Annotated in this window: 14 protein-coding genes; all 14 read right to left on the bottom strand. The window is 46.3% G+C overall.

Annotation, left to right across the window (positions count from 1 at the left end; all coding sequences use genetic code 11):
* Nucleotides 1–64: 64 nt before the first annotated feature.
* Nucleotides 65–892, bottom strand: coding sequence for a spore cortex-lytic enzyme (gene sleB, locus MHI12_RS11360; protein WP_341006927.1), 828 nt, complete (start codon nucleotides 890–892; stop codon nucleotides 65–67).
* A gap of 198 nt (nucleotides 893–1,090) precedes the next feature.
* Nucleotides 1,091–3,829, bottom strand: coding sequence for a DNA translocase FtsK (locus MHI12_RS11355; RefSeq protein ID WP_405172395.1), 2,739 nt, complete (start codon nucleotides 3,827–3,829; stop codon nucleotides 1,091–1,093).
* Between the two features lie 90 nt (nucleotides 3,830–3,919).
* Nucleotides 3,920–4,150 (bottom strand): YlzJ-like family protein, encoded by a 231-nt coding sequence (locus MHI12_RS11350; RefSeq protein WP_036609282.1) that lies wholly within the window; start codon nucleotides 4,148–4,150, stop codon nucleotides 3,920–3,922.
* Nucleotides 4,147–4,920 carry a ClpP family protease gene (locus MHI12_RS11345; RefSeq protein WP_405172394.1) on the bottom strand — a complete coding sequence of 258 codons (774 nt, stop codon included), beginning with the start codon at nucleotides 4,918–4,920 and terminating at the stop codon, nucleotides 4,147–4,149. The genes MHI12_RS11350 and MHI12_RS11345 overlap by 4 nt, the downstream gene beginning before the upstream one ends.
* A gap of 221 nt (nucleotides 4,921–5,141) precedes the next feature.
* Nucleotides 5,142–6,821 carry a ribonuclease J gene (locus MHI12_RS11340; RefSeq protein ID WP_076208870.1) on the bottom strand — a complete coding sequence of 560 codons (1,680 nt, stop codon included), beginning with the start codon at nucleotides 6,819–6,821 and terminating at the stop codon, nucleotides 5,142–5,144.
* A 477-nt stretch (nucleotides 6,822–7,298) separates the two neighbouring features.
* A complete protein-coding gene (gene dapA, locus MHI12_RS11335) occupies nucleotides 7,299–8,177 on the bottom strand; it encodes a 4-hydroxy-tetrahydrodipicolinate synthase (protein ID WP_036670403.1) in 879 nt (292 codons plus the stop codon).
* A gap of 47 nt (nucleotides 8,178–8,224) precedes the next feature.
* On the bottom strand, nucleotides 8,225–9,445 hold the full coding sequence (gene dapG, locus MHI12_RS11330; protein WP_036670402.1) for an aspartate kinase: 1,221 nt from the start codon (nucleotides 9,443–9,445) through the stop codon (nucleotides 8,225–8,227).
* A 378-nt stretch (nucleotides 9,446–9,823) separates the two neighbouring features.
* The gene (locus tag MHI12_RS11325; protein WP_341006923.1) at nucleotides 9,824–10,420 is read right to left on the bottom strand and encodes a dipicolinate synthase subunit B; all 597 of its coding nucleotides are present in this window, start codon (nucleotides 10,418–10,420) and stop codon (nucleotides 9,824–9,826) included.
* Nucleotides 10,417–11,316, bottom strand: a complete 900-nt coding sequence (dpsA, locus tag MHI12_RS11320) for a dipicolinate synthase subunit DpsA (protein ID WP_017689131.1) — start codon at nucleotides 11,314–11,316, stop codon at nucleotides 10,417–10,419. Before dpsA ends, MHI12_RS11325 begins: the two co-directional genes overlap by 4 nt.
* A gap of 157 nt (nucleotides 11,317–11,473) precedes the next feature.
* On the bottom strand, nucleotides 11,474–11,920 hold the full coding sequence (gene dut / locus MHI12_RS11315) for a dUTP diphosphatase (protein WP_017689132.1): 447 nt from the start codon (nucleotides 11,918–11,920) through the stop codon (nucleotides 11,474–11,476).
* Nucleotides 11,880–13,163 carry a pitrilysin family protein gene (locus MHI12_RS11310; protein WP_076318531.1) on the bottom strand — a complete coding sequence of 428 codons (1,284 nt, stop codon included), beginning with the start codon at nucleotides 13,161–13,163 and terminating at the stop codon, nucleotides 11,880–11,882. Before MHI12_RS11310 ends, dut begins: the two co-directional genes overlap by 41 nt.
* Before the next feature lie 99 nt (nucleotides 13,164–13,262).
* Nucleotides 13,263–14,258 (bottom strand): polysaccharide deacetylase family protein, encoded by a 996-nt coding sequence (locus MHI12_RS11305; protein ID WP_127543747.1) that lies wholly within the window; start codon nucleotides 14,256–14,258, stop codon nucleotides 13,263–13,265.
* Between the two features lie 175 nt (nucleotides 14,259–14,433).
* Nucleotides 14,434–16,536, bottom strand: a complete 2,103-nt coding sequence (gene pnp, locus MHI12_RS11300) for a polyribonucleotide nucleotidyltransferase (RefSeq protein ID WP_315936305.1) — start codon at nucleotides 16,534–16,536, stop codon at nucleotides 14,434–14,436.
* A 259-nt stretch (nucleotides 16,537–16,795) separates the two neighbouring features.
* Nucleotides 16,796–17,065, bottom strand: a complete 270-nt coding sequence (gene rpsO / locus MHI12_RS11295; RefSeq protein ID WP_036609297.1) for a 30S ribosomal protein S15 — start codon at nucleotides 17,063–17,065, stop codon at nucleotides 16,796–16,798.
* Nucleotides 17,066–17,140: the final 75 nt, after the last annotated feature.

Raw genomic sequence — 17,140 nt, 5'->3', positions numbered from 1 at the left:
ATTTTAACCCATTCAAAAGGCAAGAAGCAACCGAAGTCACGCCTTCTGGTTGCTTCCAACATCATCACATACAAAAGATATGCTGTCCGATTGTTTTCACTTGTGGGCGGGTCCAGATCCATTTGGATGTTGCTGTCTTCGGGTTAAAATAATAGAGACATCCACCGGACGGATCCCATCCATTCAGGGCCTGCTCAACTGCCTTTTTGGCTTGTGCGTTTGGTTCCAGATAGATCTGTCCGTCCGCTACAGCCGTAAATGCACCTGGTTGAAAAATTACACCAGAAGGCGTGCTTGGAAAACTTGGTGAATTTACGCGATTCAGAATTACTGCTGCTACTGCGACTTGACCTTCAAACGGTTCACCCCGGGCTTCACCATATACAGCGTTTGCCATAATCTTGAGTTCATTCTCTGAGAGACCAAGGGCATTGGCAGATCCCATATTGTCTTGCTCTTTATCTGCCGTATTGTTGCTGCCTCCACCCCCACCTGAGGATTCCTTGTGTAGCGGCGGCTCTGTTGGCGACCATTTGGTTGACGCATTGTACAGCTTGAGCTTGGTCTCAGCTCCAACCACACCATCTGCCTTCATGCCAAACTCGGATTGAAACCATTTAACGGATTTCAGTGTGCTGCTGCCAAAATTACTGTCGATTTTACCATTGTAAAATCCCAGGTACTTCAGACGCCCCTGAAGCTCATATACATCCTGACCGTAACTTCCATATTTCACTGTATTGCTGCTAAACGTAGGCAAGGCCTTTTCTTCTACCTGCGGTGTACGCTCGGCTGAACTTTCAGTTGCTGCATTCCCAGGAAGCAAATAACGAATTCCCAATGCGGATATCAGCAAAATAGCAGTGAAAAGCCATAGGTTCATTTTTCGCATCGACTGTGCTCTACCTTTCTCTTGTGGGATTAACAGAATCGCTAAGGTTATTATGACAAGCCTGCTTGTTTCCTATGCACCAAATCATCCGATCTTTGGAGTAGATGGCAAAACTTCAGTCTGCTGAGCAAGCAAAAAGCCCTCAACCAATACGGTTGAGGGCTTAAACGATTCGTTGTAACCATGTTACATGTTACACTACGAGCTTATTTTATTCTGCTGATACTGTTCAAGTGAAACCAGTACTTCCCTTGGTTTGCTGCCCTCGTAAGGACCGATTACACCCCGGGCTTCCATGGAGTCAATTAAACGCGCTGCACGTGTGTAACCAACCCGCATACGACGTTGCAGCAGGGAGACTGAAGCTTGTTTTGCCTCCAAAATAATCTGTACAGCTTGCTCATATAACTCATCCTGTACTTCATCTGCTGCCTGAATGGAATCATCCACTTCAGGTACAATGGATTCATCATACTGCGCTTCACCTTGACCACGTACGTAGTTTACAATATTCTCGACTTCTTCATCGCTCATAAATGCACCTTGTACACGAACCGGTTTTGATGCGCCCATTGGCATGAACAACATGTCTCCACGACCCAACAGTTTCTCAGCCCCACCCATATCCAGAATCGTTCGGGAATCGACTTGGGAGGATACGCCGAAGGCAATCCGCGATGGAATGTTAGCCTTGATTACCCCGGTAATAACGTCAACAGATGGACGTTGTGTGGCAATAATTAGATGGATTCCGGCTGCACGAGCCATCTGAGCAAGTCGTGCAATGGCATCCTCCACATCTCCGGCTGCAACCATCATCAGATCTGCAAGCTCATCCACAATGACAACGATATAAGGCAGAACAGCCGCAGGATTATCTTTCATCAAATTATTGTAACCCTCGACGTTACGCGTGCCTGATTTGGAGAACAGTTCATATCGTTTCTCCATCTCAACTACAATCTTTTTGAGAGCAAGTGACGCTCGTTTAGGATCAGTTACTACTGGTGCCATCAGATGTGGAATTCCGTTATATACGTTCAACTCAACCATCTTGGGATCGACCATCAGGAACTTCACTTCATCCGGCTTGGCTTTGTACAATATGCTGGTAATAATTCCGTTAATACACACCGACTTACCGGAACCTGTAGCACCCGCGACCAGCAAATGGGGCATACGAGCCAAGTTACCAATAATCGTCTGACCCGAGATATCTCGGCCAAATGCAATGGTCACTTTGGATTCTGCATCCTGGAACGTTGCTGTCTCCATTACTTCACGCATCGTTACAACCGATACCTCGCCATTAGGTACTTCGATACCAATAGCAGACTTTCCAGGAATCGGTGCTTCCATCCGAATATCTTTTGCCGCCAAAGCCAACGCGATATCATCAGTTAGGCTGACAATTCTGCTGACCTTAACACCAATATCAGGCTGAATTTCATACCTTGTAACGGCAGGGCCCCGGACCACTTCAAGCACCTTGGCGCGAACACCGAAACTCTCCAGTGTAGCTTCCAGCTTTCGTGCTGTCTGCATATAATCCTTCTGGTCACCCGCCTTGCCCCCATTGTTTGGCTTGGCAAGGAGACGGAATGATGGCAGCTTGTACGGCTTAGGAGGTGGCGGTGGTGGTTTCACCGGTTGTGTGTCCTGCCCTTCAGGAGTTGGAGTATCTGTTCCCTGCATTGCATCATTAGGTACTTCTTCTCCACTCTGAATCTCATCCACAGCATTCATCCCGTTTGTACCCGCATCGGATGCAGACCACTCTGTCTCTACCAGTTCATCCGTTATTTTAATGGCATGCTCACCCTGTTGTACTACGTTTGGATCGGCCAGATTATCCGGGAAAGGATAAGCATCGTCCAGATCATCTTCAATGCTTGCCTCTTCTGTTCTGACGTGCTCGAAAAAGTCTCGAATGATGGGCGCTGAATTAGGTTTAGCCTGAACAGGAACACGTGATGAAGCTGATTTGTTCGCTACGTCTTCGGTTGCATCCTGCCACGCCTCTGGATTGCGATCTTGTTCGGCGCGGTATAAAATTTGTTCTGTTTCTTCCGAATCGACCTCATCCATTTCACGTCCTGATGTCGCCTGTTCTCGTTTAGCTCCCCATTTTCCGAAAAGTTGGAAGAATATGGGCGCTTTTCGTTTTGGCAGATGCTGTTCCTCTAATTCATCCTCATACTCGTCTTCGTCATCTTCAACAGGAACAGGTACCACTTTACGGGCGTTACCTTTCTTCCTGGCATCAGAAGTTGAAGCAGAACGTGCAGACGGTCTCGACTCCAGCTTCTTGTACATCGAACTCCCGGCATCCCAAATCTTTGTACGGAATATTCGAATTAAATCCACATAAGATAGACTCGTAATCAGCATAAAACTGATGATAAACATGACAATCATGATGAGTCTCGCCCCAAGGCTGCCGAACAGCCACAGGAAAAGAGCAAATTGCCCAGCTCCGAGATAACCACCGCTGATGTCCTTGTTAAGCATGGAGTCCCTCTCACCTGGCGCAGCAGGGGTTAGCAACTCGGTTTGCATATCATTATGTACCTGCGTAATTACAGCACCAGGCTCAAGCGCACCAACTGGAATGAGCTTCTGGTGCATTGCAGAGACAGTACTCATGAGAGTTAAGGCAAAGACCAGCAAAACAAGTCCTGTCTTGCGTGTGGTCCAGCCACTCGGCCATTTCCGGTGAATCATCACCATGAGACCGTAATAAATACCAACAAGTGGAATCGCAAAATAAAACTTACCAAGCATCAGTCCGAACATCTTGGAAAGCGAACGTCCAACGGTGGCTTCACCCGATAATGCTATGACAGCAAGGGTAATAAGCACAATCCCGTAAATTTCATATTTTAAAACGCCACTAAAACCAGCGCCCTTTTTTTTCCTCTTTTTTCTTCTGGCCAAAATCAGGTCACCCCCAGAAGAATATTATACCATACAAATATAATCCGTACATATGTTCTTTTTCTGCTCAATTTGTCTGAATTCGTCGCGTTATGCTGATCCCAAGTTACCCGAAAGCGGAATGGTCGAACCAGGCATATTAGCAGGATTGAGATAGGCTTCAAGTGGACAATCCAGCAAACGTACAATAACGGCTTCATTGTCATTAACAGGTCTCACCTGCATTAACAAACCATTCATTTTGATCTCCCTCGTATCTTCGCCCTCTTTCCACATTCCCGACCAGAGTTGTTCAGGAGGCATCACGGTATATAGTGTCATTGGGTATAACCTCCCGCCTGCAGAGTCTGTCTCTTGTCTCCTATGAGCTGATTTAACTGAGCAATAGCCTGCCCAATTCCGCCTACTGCATCCATCAATCCATATTTCACTGCATCTGCGCTTCCTACAGCTGTACCAATATCCCGATTCAACTCACCGGTCTTAAACATCAGTTCTTTGAACATCTCTTCAGAGATATTCGAATGAGAAGTCACAAATCGAACAACCCTCTCCTGCATTTTCTCCATATACTCAAACGTTTGAGGTACACCAATGACAAGGCCGTTCATCCGAATCGGATGGATCGTCATCGTTGCACTTCCCGCAATCAGGGAATATGTTGAAGCTACAGCAATCGGTACTCCAATGCTATGCCCGCCTCCAATGACCACAGTCACCGTAGGTTTGCTTAGAGAAGCAATCATCTCTGCAATGGCCAGACCCGCCTCTACATCTCCACCTACCGTGTTCAAAATGATCAGAATACCTTCAATACGCTGATTTTGTTCTGCGGCCACCAGCTGTGGAATGATATGCTCATACTTTGTTGTTTTATTTTGTGGCGGCAAAATCAAATGCCCTTCGACCTGTCCAATAATGGTCATACAGAAAATATTCGACTCACCTGCAGGAGACTGTGTCTGCCCAAATTGCTGAATAGTCTCTGTCACGGGAGAGATGGCCTTTTCCTCCTGAATCGGAATTTCCGGCGCTTCAACATCCGGTTGATTGGATCTTGACGCCTGCTTGTCATTCATACGTTCATTCATTTCAATAATCCCCTTCTCCAGAAACATTTAATGTATTTCCTTAGTATGGGGATTTTTCCAACCGCCTTATACCCGCTACATCAAATTGCTTCACATATTGACGCTATTGCAGATCTTCCCGAAAACGCAAAAAAAGCCCCTTCTCTACGAGGAACCGTCCAATATTACTCGTAGAGAAGGGGCGACTGTGTGCCTGAATATATGTTTTTGTTTAGCTTATTTTAAACTTCCATAATGATTGGCAAAATCATCGGTCTACGACGAGTTTGCTCATACAGGAAGCGTCCCAGTGCATCTTTAACATTTGTTTTGAGTGAAGCCCACTCGTTAACGTTCTCACTCATCAACTTCTGCAATGTGCTGCTAACGATCCGGTTGGCCTCATCCAGTAGTCCTTCCGATTCACGTACATACACAAATCCGCGAGAGATGATGTCAGGACCGGAAACAATTTTTCCATCCTGTTTGCTCAGTGTTACCACAACAACAAGGATACCATCTTGTGACAACAATTTGCGGTCACGAAGTACAATGTTACCCACATCGCCTACACCCAAGCCATCGATCAACACATTACCTGCAGTAACTTTACCTGCTCTACGTGCTGCTCCACCTTGAATTTCAATCACTTCACCGATATCCGTGATGAAAATGTTCTCAGGTTCTACCCCTACAGATTCAGCAAGAACCGCGTGGCGACGCTGCATACGGAATTCACCGTGAATTGGCAAGAAGAATTTCGGTTTCATCAGGTTAAGCATCAGTTTCAGCTCTTCCTGGCTACCGTGACCAGATACGTGGACGCCACTGTTAGCACCGCTGTAATGCACGTTAGCACCCAGACGGAACAGTTCATCAATCGTACGGCCTACATATTTTTCATTACCTGGAACAGGTGTTGCTGCGATAATGACGGTGTCACCTGGCAGGATGTCCACTTTACGGTGTGTGGAACGAGCCATACGTGTCAATGCTGACATTGGCTCTCCTTGACTTCCTGTGCAGAGAATCACGACACGATCAGCTGCCATCTTGCCTACTTCTTCAGGCTCAATGATCATGCCATCCGGAATCTCAAGATAACCCAGTTCTGAAGCAATACCAACCACATTCACCATGCTGCGTCCGATAACTGCAACTTTACGTCCAGTCACTTCTGCTGCATTGATCACCTGTTGGATACGGTGTACGTTGGAAGCAAATGTCGCTACAACAACACGTTGACTAGCTTTACGGAAGATATCTTCCAGAACGATACCCACATTTTTCTCCGATGGTGTAAATCCAGGTTTCTCAGCGTTCGTACTATCGGACAACAGCGCTAACACGCCATTTGTTCCGATCTGTGCCATACGCTGAAGATCTGCATATTGACCATTGACTGGAGTATGATCGAATTTGAAGTCACCTGTGTGAACAACTGCACCTTCCGGTGTTTCGACACATACACCAACAGAATCCGGAATACTATGGTTAGTAGCGAAGAACGATGCTTTCAGAACAGATCCAAGTTGGATCTCAGAATCAGCATCAATCAGAATACGTTTTGTTTCACCCAGCAAATTCGCTTCTTTCAACTTGTTTTCTACAAGTCCAAGCGTAAGTCTTGTTCCGTATACAGGAACATTCAGATGTTTGAGAACATATGGCAGACCACCAATGTGATCCTCATGTCCGTGAGTAAGGATGATTCCTCTTACTTTGTCACGGTTCTCAGTCAGGTAAGAAATGTCAGGGATGACAATATCAATACCAAGCATATCTTCTTCCGGGAATTTAAGACCAGCATCTACGACTACAATGTCGTTGGCGTATTGGATGACGTACATATTTTTACCAATCTCGCCTACGCCGCCCAAAGCAAAAATCATCAGTTTATCGTTATTATTTTTCTTAGACAAATGAATCTAAACCTCCTATGGTAGTTGGACGTCGTACCTTATTATTTATTGTAAGTTAAGAAAAGTAGTCCATACATCACATACCCACCTATCGGGATGAATGCAAAAGAACACCTTTATTCACGATATTTGGAAGAAGTTCTTCGAAGTTATTCCCTTTGACCAACAAGTTGGATTTGAAATTCCCTCTTAGCCGTTCCTTCCTTTTTCACCGCAAAGCTACACCACGAAACGATGTCGCTTTCAATTTCAAAAAAATACCGCACCCAGTCACTTGACATCATTATACATGATTAAAAACAAAAAAAACAAGTCACTCTCTCGTTAACCTGTAGGTTTCCCCTTAGCCGTGGAAAAGAAACCTCACATTACTCGTAAAAAAAAGAACCGCAGCCTCTAGGAAGAGGAGCGGTTCTTTTGCTGATCTGAAGGATATTCCCATGATTAATAAAATAGTGCCATATACAACCAAAATGATTACAAATTAAGTAAACCTTTGATATAAACCTGCTCCTCTTCCGTTGGCGGAATAAGGGGCAACCGTACGGAACCAACGTCTAGACCACGCAATGTCAGCGCATATTTCACCGCTACGGGGTTTGGTAGAGGCTGTGGACACTCAAACAGGCCTTTGAACACTGGGAACAACTGCTGATGAATCTGAGCAGCCTGAAGAGGTGCTCCGCCATAGAAGGCGTCAATCATTTTCTTCATTTCTGCCCCTACGACATGACTGGCCACGCTGACAATTCCATGTGCTCCAACCGCAATCGCTGGTAAGCCTGAAGCATCATCACCGGAATAAACTCTGAAATTTTCTGGAGCACTTGCTGCAATCAGCGTCACCTGCTCCATAGACGCACATTCCTTCGTAGCGACGATGTTAGGAATCTGTGCAAGACGAAGCGTTGTCTCTGCTGACAGGCTGGTTACTGTACGCCCAGGCACGTTGTAGAGCATAATTGGCAGCTTGGTGGAGCCTGCAATCGCTTCAAAATGTTTGAACAAACCTTCTTGGCTAGGTTTGTTGTAATACGGAACAACCAACAAAATGCCATCCACTCCGGCACGTTCAGCTTCCTGTGTCAAATGGATGGAATGTGCCGTGTTATTGCTTCCCGTTCCGGCTATAATTTTGCACCGACCGGCCGCATGTTTCACTGCAAATTCGAATAATTGAACTTTCTCAGTATCACTAAGTGTTGGAGACTCCCCTGTTGTTCCAGAAACCACAAGCGTCTCCGACTTTTGATCTACAATCAGATAGTCGATTAGACGTGCCGTTTCCTCCCAATGAATCTCTCCTTGTTCATTGAACGGAGTGACCATTGCTGTAATCAATCTTCCAAAGTCCAATTCGATTCCTCCTTCAAAACAGGTTTGGCTCCTCTAACTTCAGTTATTTACAAATGAAGTTCGAATGAGGCGTGAAGTGCCCTCAGGGCCTGAACCATATCTTCTTTTTTTACGAGTACCCAGATCGTTGTATTCGAATCTGCCGATTGCAGGATCTGAATGTCTGCCAGTGTCAAGGACTCCACGATTCGAGCCATGATTCCAGGTACACCATTAATGCCTCCGCCAATGACGGACACTTTGGCACAACCGGACAGACTTTGTGGCTTGAGACCTATCTCCTGCAATACCTGTATGGCTTTCTCGGAATCACTGTCAAAAACCGTATAGACAACTCCCGAGGGGGTAACATTAATAAAATCAACGCTGATTGAATTCTCAGCCATGGTTTTGAACACTTTTAGTTGCAATCGATCTGCACCACCACCAGGCACATCCACCGTAATTTGCGTTACATTGCTCACGTAGGCGATGCCTGTTACATAACGGTCAACAATGCCTGTCTGCACATCCTGGAATCCTTCCGGATGCGTAACCAGCGTTCCTTCCGTGTCTGCAAAAGTAGATCTTACCCGCACTGGAATCTGGGATTGCATCGCAATCTCAACCGCACGTGGATGGATTACCTTGGCCCCGTGGTGGGCCATGTTACAGATCTCTGCATAACTCACAACAGTCAGTGGACGTGCATCCTCAACAATTCGCGGATCAGCGGTGAGTATCCCGTTCACATCTGTGTAGATATCCACCATTTCAGCACGTAATGCTGCACCGAGAGCTGTAGCAGACGTATCGCTTCCCCCACGACCCAATGTCGTGAAGTCTCCGTTCTCTGTCTGCCCCTGGAATCCGGTTACAACAACGACACGGCCAAGCTGAAGCTGCTCCAACACACGAACAGGACGGACATCCAATATCCGGGCATTCCCGAAATTGTCGTCCGTCACAAAACCTGCTTGTGCACCGGTCAGCACTGTAGTTGGAATGCCTTCATGTTCGAGTAAACTGCTCAACGTTGTCGCCGATATGATTTCACCACAGCACAGCAGTAAATCCTTTTCGCGTGCGGATAGTGCGTTTCCGTTCTGTGCAGCCCAGTCCAGCAACGTATCGGTCGCATATGGCTCGCCGCGGCGCCCCATCGCAGACACAACGATGACCAGACTCAATCCTGCTTCAAGTTCACGTTTAACATGACGGAGCACATGCTCTCTCGCCTGAACAGTGGAGAGAGACGTGCCTCCGAATTTCTGTACCATGATACGCATCTTTATTCCTCCATTTGTGTACGCAAGAAGACTGGACACGGGTCAAATCAACAAATGGATCACTCTAGGGAGCGTTCTGATGCGATAATTTCAGCATTTTATACGGCATTCCATGCCGCTCCTTATTTTTTTGTAATTGTCTGGGACAATCGCAAATCAAAGGTCGCGGTTGTTATCGAGGTCATGATGCATACATTCACAATAGACCTCTCCCGCTTGCTTAACCTGTACTGCCCGCAAGCAGGAATGCCTTATAGACAGGAACGTGGACATAGTAGCTGTTCAATCCAGCATATTGTCCCCCATGATTTTCTTTGTCTCTCGAACCCTTCTTCATTTCTCCAAGCGCATAAACGTTGTCACCAAATCATTGTTCCATCAAGCCTGTGAAGAACGCTCCACAATCATCGGCTGCAACTGTTTGCCCTCAAGAGCACTCCAGCAAGCCTCTGGAATCAATTCCATTTTGGCGACTAACGAGTTTGGTTTTTTCACTGGATCGTCTTGCCCAAATGGCACAAAATACAAGTATTTAGCCACAAGCAATTTGGCGATATTCGCAGCATTCAAGCCCAGACCGTCATTCGTGGAAATCGCGAGCACAAGCGGACGCTGATTGCGCATCTGCGCTTTGGCTGCCATTAGCACTGGACTGTCGGTCATCGCATTAGCCAGCTTGCTTGTTGTATTCCCTGTGCATGGAGCAATAACCAGCACATCAAGCAGCTTGGAAGGCCCTAATGGCTCCGCTTCAACAATTGTAGAAATGATATCATTACCTGTTATATCTTTCAACTGTTTTTGCCAATTTTGCGCCGTACCAAAGCGTGTATCCGTCGTCAGAACCGAATTCGAAATAATCGGAATGACGTTGGCACCTTCAGTTACGAAGCGGCTAATTACCGGCATAACCTCTTCAAACGTACAATGAGAACCCGTAATTGCATAACCTACCGTTTTTCCCTGCCAGTTCATGATTTAACCTCCCGTGCGTTCTGTTCTTCCAAAAGCAAACGGATCAACGCGTCGGCAATAATGCCGCCAGCCGTTTTGGGAGCAACAATGCCGGGGAGGCCAGGCGCAAGTAGCGCTTTGATACCGCGTTTGTCGGCATACCTGAAATCACAGCCGCCAGGAGCGGATGCGAGGTCGATAATGACAGCCTTTTGCGGCATTCTGGACAGGATTTGTGCTGTGATTATCATAGTCGGTATCGTATTAAAAAGCAAGTCAACTTCCCCGGTCTGAGCGGCCAAATCCGTTGTCATGAAAGGCTTCCAGCCCATTATTGTAGCGCGGGCAGCATCCTCTTCCCGCCTGATTCCCACCCGTACATTTGCTCCAAGTCCCTGCAGTGTTTTGGCCATTGTGAATCCTGTTCGACCAATGCCAAGCACAATGCATTCCGAACCATGGATTGTGAAGTCCGTCTCCCGAATAGCTATGGCGATGGCTCCCTCAGCTGTTGGAATAGAGTTATAAAGTGCAATATCATCACGATCAAGTACTTCAACAAGTCGCAGCCCATTTTCAAGACAAAGTTCACGCAAGAACGGCTTTGCCATACCTGTGAACACAATACAATGCTCTGGTAATGCTGCAATATGTTCCTTTTTCAAATAGATCGGTGTGTCACTGAATGAAGTACTTACTTTTCCCTGCTCATCGCAACCGACAACAGGCAGTACGAGTACATCTGCGGAAGCAAACACTTCATCCTCCAGTTCCTGGTGCTCGATCCCTGGAATGGAACGCTCTATTTTATCGAAACCCACCACACTTACCGTTGCATCCAGCTCAGCGCACTTTTGAATGACTTCAAGCTGCCGCGCATCTCCGCCCAGGACTACAATCCGGACTCCGGTCAGCATCGGGACGTCACTCCTTTCACCACATGTATGCCTTATCGTATGCAGGGGCCCACAGGGGGGTGAAAACAATAATTGCATTCCACCATCCGTTTCTCAAATGTAAAAAAGAGCCGCCCCTGTCAGGGACGACTCTAAAGAATGAGTATATTTACGTTGCTTATTTCCCGGTATGACCGAATCCACCTTCGCCACGTACCGTTTCCGAAAGTTCATTCACTTCAGTCAATTCAACCGCAGGCACGGTCTGGAAGACGATCTGTGCGATGCGCTCTCCCCGTACAATCGTGAACGGTTCCTGACCCAGATTAATCAACAGCACTTTAACTTCTCCGCGATAATCCGCATCAATGGTCCCCGGTGTGTTGAGGCAGGTAATTCCGTGTTTGAAAGCCAGTCCGCTCCGAGGACGAATCTGTGCCTCCAATCCAGCTGGCATTGCCATCGCAAGTCCGGTAGGGATCAGCGTACGCTGACCCGGCTGCAATACAACATCTTCCTGAAGTGCAGCTACTACATCAAAGCCGGATGCCAGCTCCGACATTTTTTGAGGCAGTTTAATATCTTCATTGCCCGGCAGTTTCTGTATTTGAACGTAATGCAACAAAATCATCCCTTCTCAATCCAGCGATCGTCTTATCTGAAGCGCCAACCATAGCAAGTGCAAAAGGTTCAGCAAACATCAGATCTAGTACCGCGTTAATATCGTCCATGGTAACTTGCTCAATTTTGGTGATCATCTCATCCAGCGTATGGTGTCTGCCCAGCATAAGCTCGTTTTTACCCAGACGATTCATGCGACTGCCTGTGCTTTCTAAGCTAAGAATCAGGCTACCTTTCAGCTGTTCTTTTCCTTTACGAAGTTCATCTTCGGACAAGCCGTTAACAGCCAGGTCTCGCAGAACCTCTTTGGTCAGATCGAGCACTTCTTTGGTCTGTTTCGGTGCTGTACCCGCATATATCGTGAAAAGTCCGCTGTCCGCATGAGAACTATGATAGGAATACACGGAGTACGCAAGGCCCCGTTTCTCACGAATTTCCTGGAACAGTCTGGAGCTCATGCCTCCACCAATGGCGTTATTCAGAACAACCATAGCAAATTGCAGCGGATCTCCGATTTTACAGCCCGGGAACGAGATACAGATATGATTCTGTTCCGTTTTCTTTTTGTGAAAGAGCTGTCCGCTTTGGAAGGCTGGCATCGTGACTGCTTCCGATACTCCATTTACATCAAAAGCACCAAAATGCTTCTCCATCAGATCGATTACACTGTCATCAATATTACCCGCGATACTAATGACCGTGTTCTCAATCGTGTAGTGCTCCTTCATATATGCACGCAGATGGCTGGAATCCATCGCTTTGAGACGTTCTTCCGTACCCAGGATTGGGTATGCGAGTGGATGCTCACCATAGGCGGCCAAGGCCATCAGATCATGTACCATATCATCAGGCGTATCTTCATACATCGAGATTTCTTCCAGAATGACGTTTTTCTCCTTGATCAATTCACCATCATCCATTTTGGAGCGGAAAAACATATCAGACAATACATCAACCGCAATCGGCAAATGTTCATCCAATACTTTAGCATAATAACACGTGTATTCTTTGGAAGTGAACGCGTTCACGTTACCACCAATCGCATCGAACTGCTCCGCAATCGCCTTGGCATCATAACGATCTGTTCCCTTGAATAACATGTGTTCAATAAAATGTGATACTCCGTTACTTGCAGGTTGCTCATTGCGCGAACCTGTCTTGACCCATATTCCGAAAGACACAGAACGGCAGGTCGGTATCTGTTCCATGACAACTCTGAGGCCATTGCCCAGCTGAATTTTTTTCATGGTTGGCCCTCCTACATCTCTATAATTGCCTTGATCTCAACCTTGAAATTGAAATCGACATTTGGTTCCAACTGTTTGATATTAACAAAAAAACAACGTTCACTCAACCGCAGAGGTATTTACACGTTCCGAAGACAGCGTCTCACTTACTGTTCCGAGCACAAGACCTTTGGCCCGTATGGATTGAATCATGCCCTTTAAAGCTCCCGAAGAAGCAGCTGTAGGGTGCATTAGAATTAACGTTCCAGCCTCGGTATTTTTTGCAATTTTGGCAACAACGGCATCCGGGCTTGGCTTACGCCAATCCACAGTATCTACTGTCCATAACACGGTGTGCAGTCCCATGGATGAAGCAATGTCAACGGTCTTCTGATTAAAGTCACCGGAAGGCGGAGCAAACCAACGATTCTCTACGCCCAGTGTTTTATGGAGCAGATCCTGGGTTTTGCTAATTTCCAGCTTGGCCCGTTCTGCGCTCAGTCGACTCATATTAGGGTGAGAATATGCATGGTTGGACATCTCATGCCCACGCTTCTGAATTTCTTTGGCCAGTTCAACATTTTTGCTTAACCAACTTCCATCCAGAAAAAAAGTAGCCTTCACTTTCTCGGCATCGAGCGTATCCAGCATCGGTTTAATGTATTCGTTCCCCCAGGCCACATTAATCATAAAAGAAACCATCGGTTTGTTTGCATTCCCCCGATAGATCGGATGTGCACCCAAATCCTTAAGCTGGATCTCCGGCTCAATCTGACGGTAGACATACGCTATTTTGGTATTCAACGTTCCACTAAGCGCCTTACGGTATGTCGCTTCCACATCAATCTCCATGCCATTATAACCAGGAATCGCTTTCCATACCCGATCCACTCTGGCATTTACCGGAGCAATTTTCGTTTCAGCCGCTTTATCCCTAATCGCAGACAACAGCGCATCTTCTCCAGTTGCCTCCTTAAACATGTCAAAAGCATTTTGCGTACCTGGCCCATCACGGATCTCCGTAATGTATGTACGTACACTGCCAACTTGTCCGATCAATATGACCGCAGTCACACCCGCCAGAACAGCCGCCAGCTTTTTGGATTGGTTTCCCACAGCTCCATCCTCCCGCCGTCTTTGTCCCCATCATATGAGGACAAGGGCAAAAATATGAATGCTAAGCCATGGTTTCATCCTTGCTTTACGTATTTAAACGTTAAAAAAAGAGCCAGAAATTCACATTCTGTCTCTTCATTCAATCTATCCATTTATAACCTGTCGCTTCGGTATCCTAGGATTGAGCCGGAGCTTCAGCAGTCAAAACTGCTTTACGGGACAAGTTGATTCGACCTTGTGGGTCAATTTCCGTTACTTTTACCGTAATGGAATCACCGATAGCTACAACATCTTCCACTTTGGCAACACGTTCAGTTGACAGTTGCGAGATGTGTACCAGACCTTCTTTGTTCGGAAGTACTTCAACAAATGCACCGAATTTTTCTACGCGTTTTACTTTGCCGACATAAATCTCGCCGACCAATACTTCGCGCACAATACCTTCGATGATCGCTTTGGCTTTATCATTCATCTCTTGGTTAGAAGAAGCGATAAAGACACGTCCATCCTGTTCAATATCAATTTTAACACCGGTTTCTTCGATGATTTTATTGATAATTTTACCACCTGCACCGATAACATCACGGATTTTGTCCGGATTGATATGCATCGTTGTAATTTTAGGCGCATATTGTGATAACTGCTCACGTGGAGTTTTCAAAATTTCGTTCATTTTGCCCAAAATGTGCATACGGCCTTCTTTGGCTTGCGCCAATGCATCAGACAAAATTTGACGATTAATACCAGCAATTTTGATGTCCATTTGGATTGCAGTTACACCTTCAGGTGTTCCAGCTACTTTAAAGTCCATGTCACCGAGGTGATCTTCCATACCTTGAATATCACTCAGAATGGATACATGATCTCCATCTTTGATCAGACCCATAGCTACACCCGCAACTGGAGCTTTGATTGGTACACCTGCATCCATCATGGCTAAAGTGCTGGCACAGATACTTGCCTGAGATGATGAGCCGTTGGATTCCAGAACTTCAGATACCAAACGAATCGTGTATGGGAAATCCGTTTCGGAAGGAATCACTTTGGAAAGCGCGCGCTCACCCAGAGCACCATGTCCGATTTCGCGACGACCTGGAGCACGCAATGGACGCGCTTCGCCTACGCTGAATGGTGGGAAGTTATAGTGATGCATGAATCGTTTCGTTTCTTCAAGACTGATTCCGTCCAAAATCTGAACATCACCCAGTGCACCAAGTGTACAAACGCTAAGTGCTTGCGTTTGACCGCGCGTAAACAGTCCTGTACCATGTGCACGTGGCAACAGAGATGTATCACATTCAATTGGGCGAATTTCAGCAAGTCCACGTCCATCCGGACGAACTTTATCATGCGTGATCAGACGACGCACTTCTTCTTTGACGATATCGTGCAGAACTTCCTTCACGTCTTTGAACAATTCCGGACTTTCAATATATTTCTCTTCAAAGTGAGCAACGGTTTCGTCATTCACTACATCGATTGCATCTTGACGAGCATGCTTCTCGGCGATTTTAACCGCTTCGACCAGACGAGCGCTGGCGAATTCACGCACACTGCTGTTAACTTCAGCATTAACGGTACGCAACTTAACAGCCATTTTTTCTTTTCCAGCAACTTGCACAAGTTGTTCGATTACAGCAATAATATTTTGGATCTCATCATGTCCAAACATGATTGCTTCGAGCATCACTTCTTCCGGCACTTCGTTTGCTTCGGCCTCAACCATCATGATGGCATTTTTGGTTCCTGCAACGACCAGTTCAATATCACTGACTTCAAGCTGTGCAATCGTTGGGTTAATGATGAACTCGCCATCAATACGTCCCACTTTCACGCCACCAATCGGTCCGCTGAATGGAACATCCGAAATGCTCAATGCTGCTGATGTACCAATCATTGCAGCGATTTGCGGTTCGCAATCCTGATCCACACTCATAACGATATTCAGAACTTGTACATCATTCCGGAAGCCTTCCGGGAACAAAGGACGAATTGGACGGTCTGTCAGACGGCTTGAAAGAATCGCTTTCTCACTCGGTCTGCCTTCACGTTTAATAAATCCTCCCGGGATTTTACCTACGGCGTACAATCTTTCTTCATAGTTCACCGTTAATGGGAAAAAGTCCAGATCTTTCGGCTCACTTGATGCTGTCACGGTACACAATACCACGGTATCCCCGTATGTTACCTTAACGGCAGCATTAGCCTGCTTGGCCAAACGCCCGGTCTCAAGCGTAAGCTTTCTTCCACCAAGCTGCATTTCAACACGCTGTTCCATGAAACCCCTCCTTTTATTCGTTCCTAATTCAATGGATTCTGCATATTCACAGTATTTCCTGCTTGTCCTGCATTCATTAGCTATGTATGGAACTTTCAACATGCTAACCTGCACAACAAAAGCTCCTCACGGAGCCCCATCTACAAATATATGGCAACATGTTCATCTACAAAACAACCCGGCTGTAAGTTCCGCTTGTCCTTTTAGACAAAAGAATGACGGATAACAGCCAGGTTGATTTTGAAAACATGTACGATAATTAACGACGCAATCCGAGTTTTTCGATCAGTGCGCTGTAACGTTTAACATCTTTGTTTTTCACGTAAGCCAAAAGCTTACGACGTTGACCTACCATTTTCAAAAGTCCACGACGTGAGTGGTGGTCTTTCTTATGCGTACGCAAGTGGTTTGTCAAACTTGTGATGTTTTCCGTAAGGATAGCAACTTGCACCTCTGGAGATCCTGTATCGGACTCGTGAGTTTTGTGCTCGTCGATCAGTTGTTGTTTACGTTCTTGAGTCAATGCCATCCTGTTCACCTCCTTCAATATAATCGCCATTAGCCTCGTCACCGCCGGTGAGAGCAAGCAACCAAGCCAAGGTTA

It is taken from the genome of Paenibacillus sp. FSL H8-0280 (assembly GCF_045040665.1).
Lineage (GTDB): Bacteria > Bacillota > Bacilli > Paenibacillales > Paenibacillaceae > Paenibacillus > Paenibacillus xylanexedens_A.
Note: the sequence above shows the minus strand (reverse complement) of the source record. Positions and strands in the feature narration are given on the sequence as shown.

Excerpts from the sequence above, each read along its gene's own strand:
- dapG (WP_036670402.1), bottom strand. The coding sequence starts at position 9,445 with ATGCGTATCATGGTACAGAAATTCGGAGGCACGTCTCTCTCCACTGTT.
- dpsA (WP_017689131.1), bottom strand. The coding sequence starts at position 11,316 with ATGCTGACCGGAGTCCGGATTGTAGTCCTGGGCGGAGATGCGCGGCAG.
- MHI12_RS11310 (WP_076318531.1), bottom strand. The coding sequence starts at position 13,163 with ATGAAAAAAATTCAGCTGGGCAATGGCCTCAGAGTTGTCATGGAACAG.
- MHI12_RS11350 (WP_036609282.1), bottom strand. The coding sequence starts at position 4,150 with ATGACACTATATACCGTGATGCCTCCTGAACAACTCTGGTCGGGAATG.
- rpsO (WP_036609297.1), bottom strand. The coding sequence starts at position 17,065 with ATGGCATTGACTCAAGAACGTAAACAACAACTGATCGACGAGCACAAA.
- pnp (WP_315936305.1), bottom strand. The coding sequence starts at position 16,536 with ATGGAACAGCGTGTTGAAATGCAGCTTGGTGGAAGAAAGCTTACGCTT.
- sleB (WP_341006927.1), bottom strand. The coding sequence starts at position 892 with ATGCGAAAAATGAACCTATGGCTTTTCACTGCTATTTTGCTGATATCC.
- MHI12_RS11325 (WP_341006923.1), bottom strand. The coding sequence starts at position 10,420 with ATGAACTGGCAGGGAAAAACGGTAGGTTATGCAATTACGGGTTCTCAT.
- MHI12_RS11345 (WP_405172394.1), bottom strand. The coding sequence starts at position 4,920 with ATGAATGAACGTATGAATGACAAGCAGGCGTCAAGATCCAATCAACCG.